A 13,539-nucleotide genomic window follows, 5' to 3' on the forward strand; every position below is an offset into this window, starting at 1 on the left:
GGCTTTAGAGTGGGGACAACTGTCAAAGGTAGCAATTCGCTCTCGAGGGACAGCCATAATCAAATCTCCCACACCTCAGGAGGTTTGATTATGAACACGTCACCGTGGAACAAAAATCGTATCATCGGCCAAAAAAAGCCGCTTCAGATATCCCAAATCTGGGGGATCCGCATCAGACTTGAGCTGGAAGGTAAAACGCGCGATTTGGCTCTGTTCAACATGGCTTTGGATAGTAAGCTTCGGGGCTGCGATCTGGTTAAGCTTAAAGTATCGGATGTTGCATATAGCGGTTCTGTTTCAAGCAGAGCAACGGTGTTACAACAAAAGACCGGTAGCCCTGTCCAGTTTGAGTTAACCAAAGGGACAAGAGAAGCAGTTGCAGCATTGATTAAGCTAGGCAATTTGCACAGTAAAGACTACTTGTTCCAATCACGGGTCGGTTCTTGCCAACATATCTCAACCCGACAATACAGCCGTATTTTTCATGGATGGATAGCAAAGCTTGGTCTCGAAGATTCGCTTTTCAGCACACATTCCATCAGAAGAACAAAACCTTACCTGATCTACAAGAAAACCAAGAATCTCCCGGTGATCCAACTTCTGTTGGGTCAACGGGCAAATGATCATTAGCAAGAATGAAATGCCGCCATTATGTTGTCAGTTTATGGGGAGGGCAAAAGTACAAGCGTCCGCTGTTCGCTCATAGCGGCCCGTCAACGCCTATCGGCTTAAAAACAGGCTTAACGTGGGATGTTTTCCGTTTTCTAAGCGGATCCCTTAAACTACACCGCACAGGTCACAACATATGGGCAATGACCATAAAACGGCTGTAATCCTGGGTTTTAGACCCGTGAGTTAAAATCATTGCCAGAAGGTTCTTCAGTGTCTGTTTATAAGAGCCCTCTATTCGGTTCGCGCTGACGCGCCAGGCGGCTCCGACGAACGAGAAGAGGCGCGTTATTCATACGAAGGAATGTAAGATGCTTTTGCCAGATTCAAGCTTTACAAAAACCGTATATCCATCGTCATTTAAAGAATGAGTCGTCAGCTATTTATTTCTCTGGATGGGCCCAAGGGAGCCGGTAAAACCACACTTTTGGAGGCCATTACGAAAGTACTAAGGGCAGACAACAAGAAGGTGATCCGACTTTGCGAGAAAAAAAGCGATCCCTACAGGAGGGAAACAATGGCCCTCGTTAACAAGCTCGCCAGAAATCCCACCCTGGATTTAGAATTGGAGGTTTGTGAGCGCTTTGCTGATAGCCGTGCCTGGATTTCCCAGCAAGTCCTGACTAAACAGCCACCGGACAGCATTATCTTGATGGATCGCTGGTACCCATCGGATGCGGCGTTTCGCCGGATGGTTCCATTTGCAGAGATTTTACAGCTTAACATTGAACGAAACGTGCGAACACCAGACCTGCATGTCGGGGTTGTTACTGCGGCTGATATTTCATGGGCAAGGGCCGCGGCCCGACCGCGTGGGCTAAGTAGTACTGTGATTTATAAGCTGGAAGATCATGTCGCTTGTACCAAGGCGTTCGAGCGAGAAATTGCAGATAACGGCTGGTTTTTATGCCGAAATGAAGGAACGATCGAAGACGCAACGATGAAGGTGATTTCTGAGATCTACAGAGTAGAGTGTTTGGATGCCCCATAGGCATCGGTTTTGCGGGCTGGGCTCTCGCCGCATGTCGCTGTACGTACCGAGTCTGGGCTTTTCATCTCGCAAGAAAAGTGTTCACCATGTCCTTGAACATCTGTCTCCCCTGTCTGCGGTCTGTACATCATTTTGGTGCGGCGAATAACTTGCCGATTAACTCCGCATACACTTGGATTTCTTGATCCGGTACATGGTGGAGTCCCCTTCTGCCAGCAAGGTTTCCAAGCTATGGGGCGTGGCGGGATCAAACTCGACGATGCCATAGGAGAACGCCAGTTGGTAAGGGGTGATCTGCGAGGCATTATGTTCATCCACGTAGCGTTGCAGGGCTAAAATCCCCTGTTCGGCTTCGCTTTTGCTACGGCTGCCCATCAGCGCGACAAACTCGTCACCGCCCAAACGGGCTATCACGTCAAAATAGCCAAACACCCGTTTCATCAGCTCGGAAAAATAGATTAACGCCCGGTCACCTTCCCCATGGCCGAAAGTGTCGTTAATCAATTTGAATTTATCGAGGTCGATAAATATCAGGCTGGCCTTAACCCCTTTCATCTGACAATGTTGCAGCATATGACCTGCCAGGGAGATAAAGCCACGGCGATTGGATATTTGCGTCAGTTCGTCAGAAGTTGATGCCTGAAAGGCACGTAGCTCATCTTCGACCATCGAGGCCAGATCGCGCAGCGCCACCGCATCTTCGGCATCAAACTGCCGGGGTTTATCGTCGATCAGGCACAGGGTCCCCATCTTCAGATCGCCGGAGTAGCTCAGTGGACAACCGGCGTAGAAACGGATGTGTGGCGAGTCTTTGACCAGAGGATTATCCGCAAAGCGATCGTCCTGCAGCGTATCGGGAATGAACAAAATATCGTTACCCAGAATGGCGTGACCACACAACGAAATATCTCTTGGCGTTTCCGTAGCCGCTCCCAGCCCACAGTTGGACTTGAACCATTGGCGGTTTTCGTCGACCAGACTCACCAAGGCAATGGGGACACCGAACAGCCGGCGGGCCATGCGTGTCACCCGATCGAAGCGCTCTTCTGGCAGAGTGTCCAACAGATGCAGGGAACGCAGAGCCTTCAATCGCTGTACTTCATTCGCAGGTATCTCTGGCGTTTTCATCGCTACATCCACTCCAATTAAACTCAAGGTCTTTCTCGGGAAAGCAAGACAGCTAGTTGCAGGATAATATCGTTCGCCACCGCTGGCAATCCGATGCACAAAACAGATGCCACTTTGCCCCTGTTTTCAGACGTTTGATTAGGCTATCGCCACCTAAACTAGCCGTTTAGGCTTAAAAGCAAGGCATCCGGTGTGGCAAAACCCTTTTTACGCAGTGGCAATCTAGATGACGTTCTTACATTGGGCGAAAATGGACAACCTGTTTATGCGTTGGCGTCGCAGTTGCGTGAGGCGTTGCGCCTTCAGCAACAGTCAGCCGTAGCGGATTGCCTGGCGATCCCGATCCCCAACGCGCAAGGCGATCGTATTGACTGGTATGCGCCCATTGCTGGGCGGGCGATCTCTTGGCTGGCGGCTGATGACGACGCCCGAGCGGCTGCCTTGCCGCTGCTGGAACATTTCCAGACCACCGCAGAAGCCATCAGTCTACGCGCTCGCCACAGCGGTAAAGCCAACTTGCAAATGTTTGCGACGCTGCTCAGCAAGGCCATGCAGTTCCCGGATCAGAACGCCGTTTTCCTGGTGGATGGCAAACCGGTGATCACCTTCTGGGGCTGCGTGAAAGCCGATGGCAAGATCAGCAACGCGCCTTTGGATTGCCTGCGCCCGAAAGATCGCCCTGCGCCCCCCATCGCCCCGCCAATTATTGAACCCATTGCTGAGCCCATTGCTGAACCGCAGCCGCCCGCACCTCTGCCAACCACGGCGGATGACAAGCCTCACCATGCCTGGTGGCTGCTGCTACTGCCTGCTGTTTTCATTCTGGCCGCCGCGATTTGGTTGTTGCTCCCTAAACCAACCCCTCAGCCAGCCATAAAAACGGTTGAGCCAGCCAAGGTACAACCCAAGCCGGTTGTTACTGCGGCCGCTCTACAGTTGCCATTAGGCTATGCGGAGGTGCTTCCTCCGCCGGTCCTCACGCCGGTAGTGGTCGATAAACTGGCGCTGACGTTACCCGCCGAAGCGGTAAAGGTCGGTTCTACCGCTTTCCTCAACGGCAAATGGCGCGTCACCTTGGCGATCAAGGATCCGCTGACCGGCAAACCGCCGAGCCTGCTATATCAGTTTAGCCGTGGCAAGGGCACCGCCAGGATCGTACAGGGTGACAAAGTCACCTGCCGGGTCGAGGTCAACGCCGGCCTGATGCAGTCCGGCAATCTGGTGATCAACAGCCGTACCAAGGCCCGTTGCAGCGACGGTTCCCGTTATCAAATGCCGGAACTGGTGTGTAAGCAAGGTGAAGCTGGCGCCGCCGCAGAATGCAGCGGGCGTTATGGCAACAACGAAACGGTATTCCCTATGACGATCAAGCGCGAGAGTAAATAATGTTGGCGACCCCCATCGCATATCCGCAGCGCGTTACGCTGATACCCAACAGCGGGATCCAATTTCTGGACTTCTCCCTTACGCCGGTGTTGGACGCCGAGCGACCGGGCAAATTTGTCCGTCAGACTGCCAACGGCCCACTGCTGCGGCTGAACTATCATCAGGCCAAGGATCGCTATTTCCTGCCGGTGGCCCCCGGCGAACCGGCCGAAATGGTACGTCCGGAATTCAGCTTTCCTCTGGAACAGTCATTGCGGCTGCTTGATCGCGTTTGGTTACCGCTGCCGTTCTTGCGCTTCAACCCGCCAAACAGTTTTCTCAGCGGGCCGGACAACTGGGCGCGTATGCAAATCAGACGGTTGGAGCAGCCGGACCGGCAAGGACATACGCTGCGCATCACGTTGGCATTTGATACCCAAACCTATCCAGCAGGACATGAAAGCCAACAGTTGGCTCCTAATCAACAGGATATCGCCACCGGGCTGAGCTATGCGCTGGCACACCATAGCCAGGATCTGGGTGATTTCCTCGATGCTACCTGGGTGGACGGCTGGCTGCGCGAGGCATTCACCCAACAGGCCGCCGCCCTGGAGAAGCGCCCGGAGCGCAACATCAACGCTTCGCTACGTGAATTTGAATACCAGGCGCATTACCTGAACCTGCTGGAACTGCTGGCCAGCCAGCTAAGCGTACCTAATATCACTCTAGGTAGCGATGTGCAGCAACCCGCAGTGAATGTGGATTTGATCCTCGATGTCGGCAACTCCCATACCTGCGGCATCCTGGTAGAAGATCACCCAGCGGAACGCAACGGCTTGAAACACAGCTATGAACTGCAACTGCGCGATCTCGGCGAACCGCATTATCTACACCAAGGCCTGTTTTCCAGCCGCACGGAGTTCGCCCCCGCCAACTTTGGCAAGGCGAATTACTCGTTTGAAAGTGGCCGCGACGATGCGTTTCTCTGGCCTTCCCTGACCCGAGTCGGCCATGAAGCCTGCCGCTTGGCTCAGCAGCGGCAAGGCGATACGGCATCAACCGGCCTGTCCAGCCCACGGCGCTATCTATGGGATGAGGAGAGTTACGGCCCTGGCTGGCGCTTCAACCGTACGGCAGAGCACTGCCTGCAGGAGCCGCCTGCTATCGCGACGCCATTGGCTCAGTTGATCAATGACCAAGGCCAGCCGTTATCCAGCCTGCCACCGGAAGAACGCCTGCCGGTTTTCACCCCAAACTACAGCCGCAGTTCGCTGATGGCCTTGATGTTGAGCGAATTGTTGGCCCAGGCGCTGATGCAGATCAACAGCGTGGCCCAGCGGCTCTCTTTGCGTGACGGCGCAGCACCTCGCCGTTTGCGTAATATCATACTGACCCTGCCTTCCGCCATGCCGGTACCGGAACGTGAAATCTTCCGTCAGCGGATGCATGAGGCGATCGCGCTAGTGTGGCAAGGCATGGGTTGGCATTCGGCAGATGAAGACTTGAACGGCATAGCCAGTTCGGTGCCGGTCCCCGCCGTGCAGATGGAGTGGGATGAGGCCACCTGCGGCCAGATGGTCTATCTGTATAACGAAATCCAGGTCAACTTCGCGGGTCAGGCTGAGGCGTTCTTTAGCGCCATGGCACGTCCGGACTCCGCTGAACCGGGGAAAACGCTGCGTATTGCTTCGGTGGATATCGGCGGCGGCACCACCGATTTGGCGATCACCCAGTACCGTCTGGAAGAGACGGCTGGCAATAACGTCAAGGTGACCCCGCATCTGTTATTCCGCGAAGGGTTCAAGGTGGCGGGCGATGACATTCTGCTGGAAGTGATCCGCCTGTATCTGCTGCCCGCCCTACAGGCCGAGTTCAAACGCGTCGGCGTGGCGGAACCGACAGCCCTGATGGCAGAACTGTTTGGCCAGGACGAGAGCCCAGTGCTACAGCAACAAGTGACACTGCAACTTTTCATCCCGCTCGCTCAAGCGATCCTGGAACGTTATGAAAGCTTCACCCCGGTGCAGACTCGCAGCGAGATCGACGCCGTGCTGGGCGAACTGTTAACGCAAAGGCCTACCGATAACGTATTGAAATATATCAATGCTGCGGTACAACGCGGTTTACCGGCAGAAGCGGAACTTTTCGATGTTTTGCAGACGCCGCTCATTCTACGGCTGAGCCACTTGCATGGTGAATTCCTGGCACCGCGCATGGCGCTTACCCGCAATCTGCGGTTGTTGACCGAGGTGATCGCCCTGCACAACTGCGACGTGCTGCTGCTCACTGGCCGCCCTTCCCGTTTCCCCGGCATTCAGGCCCTGTTCCGGCAGCTACAGCCGGTGCCGATCAACCGCATCGTTTCGCTGGATGGTTATCACACCAGCGGCTGGTATCCTTTCAGCCAGCAAGGGCGGATCGATAATCCCAAATCCACTGCGGCGGTCGGTGCCATGCTGTGCCTGTTAGCGCTGGAATTGCGTTTACCAGGCGTTTACTTTAAGGCGGCCGATTTCCGCCCTTATTCAACCGTGCGTTATCTGGGCCGCCTGGATGCGGATAACCGCTTGCCTGCCAATCAGGTTTTCTATGCCGAGCTCGATCTGGATACACCGGATGGCGGTTTGGACAGCAACGTCAGCTTTGCCCTCAACGGTGCGTTGTGCCTGGGATTCCGCCAGTTAGATAACGAACACTGGCCCGCCGCCCCGCTGTTTACCCTGACGATTATCGATCCGCAGCTGGCGCGTAACCTGGCTGGCGATAACCTGTTACGGGTTAAAATTGCTCCGCAGCCGGACTTTCCCGCTCGCTGGAGCATCACTAGCGCCGAACTGGAAGACGGTAGCCCGGTGCCCACCGAACATCTGCAACTCAAATTGAATACGCTGATCGACAGTGCCACCGGGGCTACCCACTATTGGATCGACAGCGGGAGCGTTTTTGCATGAAGTCAGCCATTTCCCCAATCTCCCCGCTTAGCCAGCGCTGGCCGTTATTAAATCAAGGTATCGCTCAGGCGCTGGCCTGGGCGGATAATACCCGCCTACAGACGCCCCGTTTCGCACTGGAAGCGCCTACCTTGATGCTTAATCTACACCGTTGCCGCATCCGGCTTCAACGGCTGGCGGTTGCTGCTACTCAACGCGGAGCACTGGGCTTTTATGGCCGTTCGCAAGCGGCAAAACATCATCTTATCGCCTCGCTAGCTACGGCCGAGCCAGACTGCCTGGCGACTACCTTCGCCGGTAAAACGCTGGATTACCTGACGCATATTCGTCCGGGACACTCCGCCGTAGGGATAGCGATCCGCTTTAGCCACGCCGTACCTCAACAAGATCCTGATTATCCGGTGCAGCTTCAGTTGCTGACGTCGGTAGAGTTAGTGTGGATGTTGGCGCGTAGCAGCCATACGCAACAGACAATAGAAAAAACAGAGGTCGAAGAGCTCATCGCCTCTTTGACAAAACGTTGCCAACCTCAGGCAGTGCCAGGTATCGGTGCCGATGATATCGTTACCCTCTGGGATAGCTTGCGCAGCGACGACCCACAGTTACAACATCGTTGGGACAGCGAATACTGGCCAAACGCCTTGGCTATCGCTCCCTATCTGTCCGTTGACGACCGGGCGCAGCTGTTTGCTCCGCTATGGGGGAAAGAACCGGCATTAACCGCATGTTATCGCCGTCTGGCTTACCGCTTGGATCAACTGGAGGGCGCATCAAGCGTACGGGCTCCGCTCAGCCTGCTGACGGATGAAAATCAGCAGCCCAGCTATGGCATCCTGATGCCAGCAAGCCTGGAAGAGACCGATGACAAGGTTCAGCTCAAACTCGATAACGGTATGATGACGATGCCCTCGGCAGACCTCAGATTATTGACCGCAGAGTTGTTGATCCCTTTACAGAGCCACCCGGTCCATAGCGGCTTTGCGTCAACCGATTATCTGGATCTACCTGCCTATAGGGCAGACGACGAGAGTCTGCAGCAGGCCAAGAGCCTCACGCTGCTGCAACGTTATAGCGACCAACAGGCTATGCAAGCCTTGATCGTCTGCCATGCTGCGGCCTGCCGTGAAGAAGCCACAATGGTCGGCCAGGCGCTGGATCATTGGGTACAACAACATCAGGAAGCCGATAGCCGTGGCCATCCCGATTTGATCTGGGCATTTACCCCGTGCGATCGGCGTTCGTCGGCCCATTTTGACCAAGCCATACAACGGTACGTTGGCCAACCCGGCGAGGTTTGGGGAACGCTACTGGCGATGAATGAAGATGAAGTCCGGCGTATGACCGACTACCTGCTCACGTCGGTGAATGTCGCAGCCCGCCATAACCGCCTGCAACAACATTTCGATCGTCATGAGCAAGAGTTACGGCATAACCTGCTTGGCCGCTGGTTCAACGTGGCAACTGAGGATAAAGCGCCCCTCGCCAAGGCTACGGTAAAAGCGTTGCAGGGCCGCACCACGCTGCATGGCGAACTGCTGGAGCACCTGTTGCCAGACCGCAACGTCCTACTGCCTCTCTTTTGCCAGCAGCAGCAAGATCGCCCACATAACGACGATCCTTTGGCGATCGAGCTAGATCTGTTTGACGAGCAACCTGTAGCGGCATCTCCGCTGGAGTCTGGTGCTAACGTGGTTTTGCAGGTGCAACAGCTATGGATCACCCAACTGCGTAATCTGGCCGATCATCGTGCGTTAATCGACCTGCTGGCGGTTGAAACAGCCACCTTGACCACGCTGGCCGATGAGTTGATCACCGCCAGTTTCCGGCTGGGTATCTGGCAACGCTTAGGGAATGCCTTGGCCGAACCGGGACTCGTGGGCCACAGCAGGGAAAATCACGTCGAGCGGCAAATCGCCGGTACCTTGACGGTGCTGGGGGATTTTGTTGCCTGGCTTGGCTTCCAGCTGCGTCCGCAGGCGCAACGGCCAGAAAGCCGCATTAATCGCGGCCATAAGATCTTTACCAAACCCAGCCAGAGCGCCGAGCTACGCATGACCGCATTACCTGTCGAGCCGATCAATAACACGGCGCTGTATATATACGATTGGCTGGTGGGGTTATATCAATTAATCACAGAGAATGCGGGCCACGGCGGTGGGCAAGCGCTGAGTGAACAACAGCGTGAACGTTTGGGAAAAATTCTTCAGGGGATGGGTTAGTTCAGCAACCTCTCTCCCTTCGGGGAGAGAGGCAATTCAATTAAAAACGGTCGATCTGCACAATCTCATCAACCGGCAACTTACCAATGCGCGGATAAGGTTGGCCGATGCCCTTGCCAATCGCCACCATCAGCGCAATCTGGTAGTGCTCTGGCTTATTGATGATTTTGCCCACGGCGTCAAAATCAAAGCCGTCCATTGGGCAAGAGTCATAACCCTGAGCCTTGGCTGCCAGCATCAACGTCTGAGCAAACAGGCCGCTGCTGCGCATCACTTCATCACGCTGTACCTGAGCCTTACCACGGTAATATTGGTCGACAGCAGGCAACATAAACTGTTGCACCGGTTCCGCCGCTTCACGCCAGATGTTTTTCACCTGGGATTCCCAACTGGACAGATCGCCACACAGCACAACCAGCATCGAGGCATCAGTCACCTGCGCCTGGCCCCAGGCCACCTCGCGGATATGCTCACGCTGGGCACGATCTTCGATCAACAACGGGCGCCAATGCTGCAGGTTGAAAGCACTAGGGGTGTTTTGCAGGGCAATATTGAGCAGCGCCTTCTTCTCATCCAGCGTCATTACATGCTGGGTATCGAACTGTTTGGTCGCGCGGCGTTGCTCAATAGCGTCAAGTGTATGCATTACTTCATGTCCTTTGATTAAGTTAACCCGCTTATTGTCGCTTTTTCGCAGCCTCTGTCCACCGGGATTTGTGCTCCGTTTGGCTCAGGGCATCCCCTGCCGCCGTCAAGTAAAATAGCAACGTCTTTTTTCACATTTTTACCCTCCCCCCATCAGGCATAGATAAAAGCGTCAATAACATTCATTTTTATAATGAAACAATGGGCTGATATTTTAATTTTGAATAACAGAAACTACTACGCATGCATTTTTATAGACAACCCCAGTTGTTTATAGTTAATCTGTATTACTGATGACAAGGGTGGGTCCCACTGTGCTAATCTTGGCAATATTGTTAAAAAAGCATACTTAGTGTACACTTTTTCAAGCTTGGGCTTCCGCCCTAATAAAGGGAGTGACTCAGATGGACAAAGAGAAAGAAACACGGACTTTTTTCGGTCATCAATCCCCGGCCATGGCTGAATTGTCAGAACAAATTAGCCATAGTTTGAGTGAAAGCCCATTAGCGCCTGAAGAAAAAATGGCGCTAATGATGAAACGATGTATTTCGTTGTTTGGCATAATGAAAACCGACTCCGCTGAAATGAAAGTCTCAGATGGGCGTACACTCAAGCTTACGCTTGAAAAAATATCCTCACATTTTCATTGATATCGAATTTTACTGGTTTTATTACTAATGGAGTCAGTGATATGGAAATTGCTGAGAGCTTTTTAGATAAAGTGAATAACGAGTTAAAAGATGAGTTTGTGAGTCAGTTAGATCAACAACTCAGGCGTATCGTTAATGATAGCGTCATGGCTCCAGAGGAAGCATTATTAGTCATGATGGAATCAATATTTACACTGTTTGCTGAAACAGAGGGCCATTACGCTGAGATGAAGTTCTCTGATGGTAATGGCGTTCACCACAAATTCACGTTGGAAATTAAAGTTCCGACAGGGTTGTAATAAAGTGATCTCTACTTATATAAGGAAATACTATGTCTAGCCTGATTTATGTGAGTCTTAAAGGAAAAAAACAAGGTTTGATTTCCGCCGGATGTTCATCATTCGACTCTATTGGTAACAGAACCCAGACAGGTCATGAAGACCAAGCACAAGTATTAGAGTTAGATCATAGTATCACGCGTGAGCAGAACGTACAGCATCATCCTATTCACTTTATTAAACCTATTGATAAGTCCTCGCCCCTGTTAGCGATGGCAATTTCTGACAATGAGCTTATAGAAGCGATATTTTATTTTTACAGAATAAATACGACAGGACAGTTAGAGCTTTACTACGAAATTAAACTGACGGAAGCCAGCATTGTCGATATTACATGTATCTATCCGCATTCCATAAATGATAATGATATGATGCCGCATGAGAAGATCGTCCTTAAATATAAATCCATTTCCTGGAATCACCGGATGGCCGGTACGTCTGGTTATAGCATTTGGGATGATAGGGTCTTTTAAGCGTTAACGGCATAAACCGTGTCTATAACATAATCGTATAGGCTGTATGATAAGACAGGGGGCAGTGAATCTCTTATTGATACAGCCATTTTCCCGCTTTTGCGGATTCTATGAACATATTGACCGTGAGTGGTTTGTATACTCTTCGTTGTAGCTTCTTCCACCACAACCATACAGGCCATTCCGGTTCAAAGTATTCATCCAAATCAAAGTTATCATGCGATATCTTGTAACGTGTGAACAGGTCAACGAGCATTTCCTCTAACTCTTCCTGAACAAAATTAAAGTGCTCTTGAAAAGTCCATTCTTTAAGGACGGGCTTTTTATGCAGACTATATTTTTCAGTGAGGTATGTTAGGATTTCGTTTTCATCGACCATTAGAAAGGCGTCCATTCAATACGGTGTTCAGGTCGTGCAATCAGATTGTATTTATTCCGTGTTTCTTTAGCTATGATGCTAAAAACGATCATCGCCTGTGCGTAACCCACATAGGGGGCATATCGCCCTACGGCTGTCCCGATCTTGCTGGTCATACGGGTTTTCATAAAACCGACAGGCGTTTCTACTTGTCCAGCAAAACGCATATCTTTAAAGATCCTTCGAGAGGCTATAGAGGCTATGCTTGTCCCCCAGGTTGATTTCCCTAACCCTTTTTGTTTTGGTATCAGAGGCCAGCCAATGATGATCATCGCCGCGCTTTCTATGGTAAGCCCTTCATGCTTGGCAAACTCTTCTACAAAAATTATCCAAAACAATTCTTGAGCGGTGACATTGTCTATTCCGTGATAGTAATACGTGCCATTGAGTTCTTCGGTAGTATCCATTCTACTCATTCTCCACATCAAGTAATGGTTATCATCATACCACTTTCAACAATGAGTTTAAAACTGGTGCGCACTGGCATTCTGCTGGCGTTCCCAACGCATCAACAAGCGGTTGCTTACCTTAGGCAGCGGGTTGATTGTGGTCGCTGAAGTGCTGTTGCGCGTTGGCTTCTTCAATATCCAATAACCGCAGACTTCCCTAGTCACATGGGGGGCGCCAGAAGCCCCCCATGAATTACTTCATCGTTTTGGCATCGTTATTGGCATACACCTGATGGCGTTTGTGCATTTCCAGCGCGTCATTGTAGTTGTTATACAAGGTCTGATAGCGTTCCGCACAGTAAACGACCAGCAACGGCAACAATGCACAAAGGTATAGCGGGATAAATTGCGCAGTGTTCTGCAATGCCGCAAACACCAGGCAGATCGCAATAGCCCACAGCTGCGAAGCCAGCAGCCAGAGCAGACCACGTTGCCAACGCGTCAGCTTGCCGGTGAACGCCCAGGGAGCAGCAGGCACAGAGTGGGCGTCCAGCGTGCCATTGAGTAACTCCCCAAACAGCACATAACGTCGTGTCCGGCTGGCAAACGCCAGCATAAACAGCGTCACCGCCCCCACCAGGATCATAAACGCGACGATAAAAGCAGGATCGGCATAGCCGGGAACCAGGCTAAATGCGGGCTTACGGGCAATCGGCAAGACCAGGGCGAAATTGGTTAGCAGATTCAATAGCAAATCTTCGGCCACCAATCTTGGCAAACGGCGCTGCCGAGGGCGATAGCTTTCGGGCTCACTGTAGGACTTCAAGGCCAGCAGGATATTGAACGGCGCTGATTTGCCTAACTGAACCACCATCAAGGCTGGCAGCACCAAGACACCAAGCAGCACAATCAAGGGATAATGCCAGTCTGGGGCGCACAGCCATATCAGTCCGCTCAGTGCCGCCGCCAGGCACAGTATGACCAAAGAAGCCCAGCCAGGCTGGTACAGCAATTTCGCCATCCCTGCTGTTTTACGCTCTTTATACTGGCCCGCGACCGCTTGCGGGTTTTTAAACACCCGCAAGGTAAATACGCTGTACGCCCAGTAACCTTGACCATCGCGCATCATGCTCCAGACAATCGACAGACAGATCGCCCCCAATCCGGCAATCATCTCCGGCAGAGTAATGTCAATGACGTTGCGGATCAATGACGAGGTCAGAATAGCGGAGACCAACACCACGGGGATCACGGCTCCTCGCATGTATCTTTGGCTGAAAGTAGTCAATATTGGCATCATATC

At 52.4% G+C, this 13,539-nt stretch carries 12 protein-coding genes and 1 pseudogene; 8 read left to right on the plus strand and 5 right to left on the minus strand.

Annotated elements, in window-relative coordinates; all coding sequences use genetic code 11:
- Positions 1 to 90 precede the first annotated feature (90 nt).
- Both KGP16_RS13285 and KGP16_RS13290 read left to right on the plus strand, forming a co-directional pair.
- Positions 91 to 630 carry a tyrosine-type recombinase/integrase gene (locus KGP16_RS13285; protein WP_223499831.1) on the plus strand — a complete coding sequence of 180 codons (540 nt, stop codon included), beginning with the start codon at positions 91 to 93 and terminating at the stop codon, positions 628 to 630.
- A gap of 406 nt (positions 631 to 1,036) precedes the next feature.
- Positions 1,037 to 1,639 (plus strand): annotated as a pseudogene (locus KGP16_RS13290) (dTMP kinase); the annotation flags it as partial.
- Positions 1,640 to 1,816: 177 nt separating this feature from the next.
- Here the strand turns inward: KGP16_RS13290 and KGP16_RS13295 are convergent.
- Complete coding sequence (locus tag KGP16_RS13295) at positions 1,817 to 2,815, minus strand: sensor domain-containing diguanylate cyclase (protein WP_371822637.1); 999 nt, start codon at positions 2,813 to 2,815, stop codon at positions 1,817 to 1,819.
- 165 nt (positions 2,816 to 2,980) lie between these two features.
- Between KGP16_RS13295 and KGP16_RS13300 the strand changes: the two genes are divergently transcribed.
- Genes KGP16_RS13300 through KGP16_RS13310 form a run of 3 tightly spaced genes read left to right on the plus strand, consistent with a single transcriptional unit; the run spans position 2,981 to position 9,323 of the window.
- Positions 2,981 to 4,174 carry an SrfA family protein gene (locus KGP16_RS13300; RefSeq protein ID WP_209554297.1) on the plus strand — a complete coding sequence of 398 codons (1,194 nt, stop codon included), beginning with the start codon at positions 2,981 to 2,983 and terminating at the stop codon, positions 4,172 to 4,174.
- A complete protein-coding gene (locus tag KGP16_RS13305; protein ID WP_021806427.1) occupies positions 4,174 to 7,104 on the plus strand; it encodes a virulence factor SrfB in 2,931 nt (976 codons plus the stop codon). The genes KGP16_RS13300 and KGP16_RS13305 overlap by 1 nt, the downstream gene beginning before the upstream one ends.
- The gene (locus tag KGP16_RS13310) at positions 7,101 to 9,323 is read left to right on the plus strand and encodes a virulence factor SrfC family protein (protein ID WP_218519338.1); all 2,223 of its coding nucleotides are present in this window, start codon (positions 7,101 to 7,103) and stop codon (positions 9,321 to 9,323) included. Before KGP16_RS13305 ends, KGP16_RS13310 begins: the two co-directional genes overlap by 4 nt.
- A gap of 40 nt (positions 9,324 to 9,363) precedes the next feature.
- Here the strand turns inward: KGP16_RS13310 and KGP16_RS13315 are convergent, their stop codons facing one another.
- A complete protein-coding gene (locus tag KGP16_RS13315) occupies positions 9,364 to 9,969 on the minus strand; it encodes a nitroreductase family protein (RefSeq protein ID WP_024530294.1) in 606 nt (201 codons plus the stop codon).
- A gap of 403 nt (positions 9,970 to 10,372) precedes the next feature.
- Here KGP16_RS13315 and KGP16_RS13320 point away from each other — a divergent pair, with 403 nt between their 5' ends.
- From KGP16_RS13320 to KGP16_RS13330, 3 genes are read left to right on the plus strand one after another with little or no spacing between them, the layout of a single operon-like run.
- Entirely contained in the window at positions 10,373 to 10,618 is a 246-nt protein-coding gene (locus KGP16_RS13320; RefSeq protein WP_021806430.1) for a hypothetical protein, read from the plus strand.
- Positions 10,619 to 10,659: 41 nt separating this feature from the next.
- A complete protein-coding gene (locus KGP16_RS13325; protein ID WP_021806431.1) occupies positions 10,660 to 10,917 on the plus strand; it encodes a hypothetical protein in 258 nt (85 codons plus the stop codon).
- Positions 10,918 to 10,949: 32 nt separating this feature from the next.
- Entirely contained in the window at positions 10,950 to 11,429 is a 480-nt protein-coding gene (locus KGP16_RS13330; RefSeq protein ID WP_021806432.1) for an Hcp family type VI secretion system effector, read from the plus strand.
- A 73-nt stretch (positions 11,430 to 11,502) separates the two neighbouring features.
- Here KGP16_RS13330 and KGP16_RS13335 read toward each other — a convergent pair whose 3' ends face one another.
- The 3 genes from KGP16_RS13335 to KGP16_RS13345 all read right to left on the minus strand — a co-directional run bounded on the left by KGP16_RS13335 (position 11,503) and on the right by KGP16_RS13345 (position 13,536).
- Positions 11,503 to 11,808 carry a DUF1493 family protein gene (locus tag KGP16_RS13335; RefSeq protein ID WP_223499563.1) on the minus strand — a complete coding sequence of 102 codons (306 nt, stop codon included), beginning with the start codon at positions 11,806 to 11,808 and terminating at the stop codon, positions 11,503 to 11,505.
- The gene (locus tag KGP16_RS13340; RefSeq protein WP_181817521.1) at positions 11,808 to 12,254 is read right to left on the minus strand and encodes an STM2901 family protein; all 447 of its coding nucleotides are present in this window, start codon (positions 12,252 to 12,254) and stop codon (positions 11,808 to 11,810) included. The genes KGP16_RS13335 and KGP16_RS13340 overlap by 1 nt, the downstream gene beginning before the upstream one ends.
- A gap of 235 nt (positions 12,255 to 12,489) precedes the next feature.
- The gene (locus KGP16_RS13345; protein ID WP_223499833.1) at positions 12,490 to 13,536 is read right to left on the minus strand and encodes a hypothetical protein; all 1,047 of its coding nucleotides are present in this window, start codon (positions 13,534 to 13,536) and stop codon (positions 12,490 to 12,492) included.
- Positions 13,537 to 13,539: the final 3 nt, after the last annotated feature.

This window comes from Serratia sp. JSRIV006, from assembly GCF_019968685.1.
In the GTDB taxonomy this organism is placed as follows: Bacteria; Pseudomonadota; Gammaproteobacteria; order Enterobacterales; family Enterobacteriaceae; genus Chania; species Chania fonticola_B.

Bases quoted from the DNA above. Each gene is read 5' to 3' on its own strand.
- KGP16_RS13285 (WP_223499831.1), top strand. From the start codon at position 91: ATGAACACGTCACCGTGGAACAAAAATCGTATCATCGGCCAAAAAAAG.
- KGP16_RS13305 (WP_021806427.1), top strand. From the start codon at position 4,174: ATGTTGGCGACCCCCATCGCATATCCGCAGCGCGTTACGCTGATACCC.
- KGP16_RS13310 (WP_218519338.1), top strand. From the start codon at position 7,101: ATGAAGTCAGCCATTTCCCCAATCTCCCCGCTTAGCCAGCGCTGGCCG.
- KGP16_RS13315 (WP_024530294.1), bottom strand. From the start codon at position 9,969: ATGCATACACTTGACGCTATTGAGCAACGCCGCGCGACCAAACAGTTC.
- KGP16_RS13320 (WP_021806430.1), top strand. From the start codon at position 10,373: ATGGACAAAGAGAAAGAAACACGGACTTTTTTCGGTCATCAATCCCCG.
- KGP16_RS13325 (WP_021806431.1), top strand. From the start codon at position 10,660: ATGGAAATTGCTGAGAGCTTTTTAGATAAAGTGAATAACGAGTTAAAA.
- KGP16_RS13330 (WP_021806432.1), top strand. From the start codon at position 10,950: ATGTCTAGCCTGATTTATGTGAGTCTTAAAGGAAAAAAACAAGGTTTG.
- KGP16_RS13335 (WP_223499563.1), bottom strand. From the start codon at position 11,808: ATGGTCGATGAAAACGAAATCCTAACATACCTCACTGAAAAATATAGT.
- KGP16_RS13340 (WP_181817521.1), bottom strand. From the start codon at position 12,254: ATGGATACTACCGAAGAACTCAATGGCACGTATTACTATCACGGAATA.
- KGP16_RS13345 (WP_223499833.1), bottom strand. From the start codon at position 13,536: ATGATGCCAATATTGACTACTTTCAGCCAAAGATACATGCGAGGAGCC.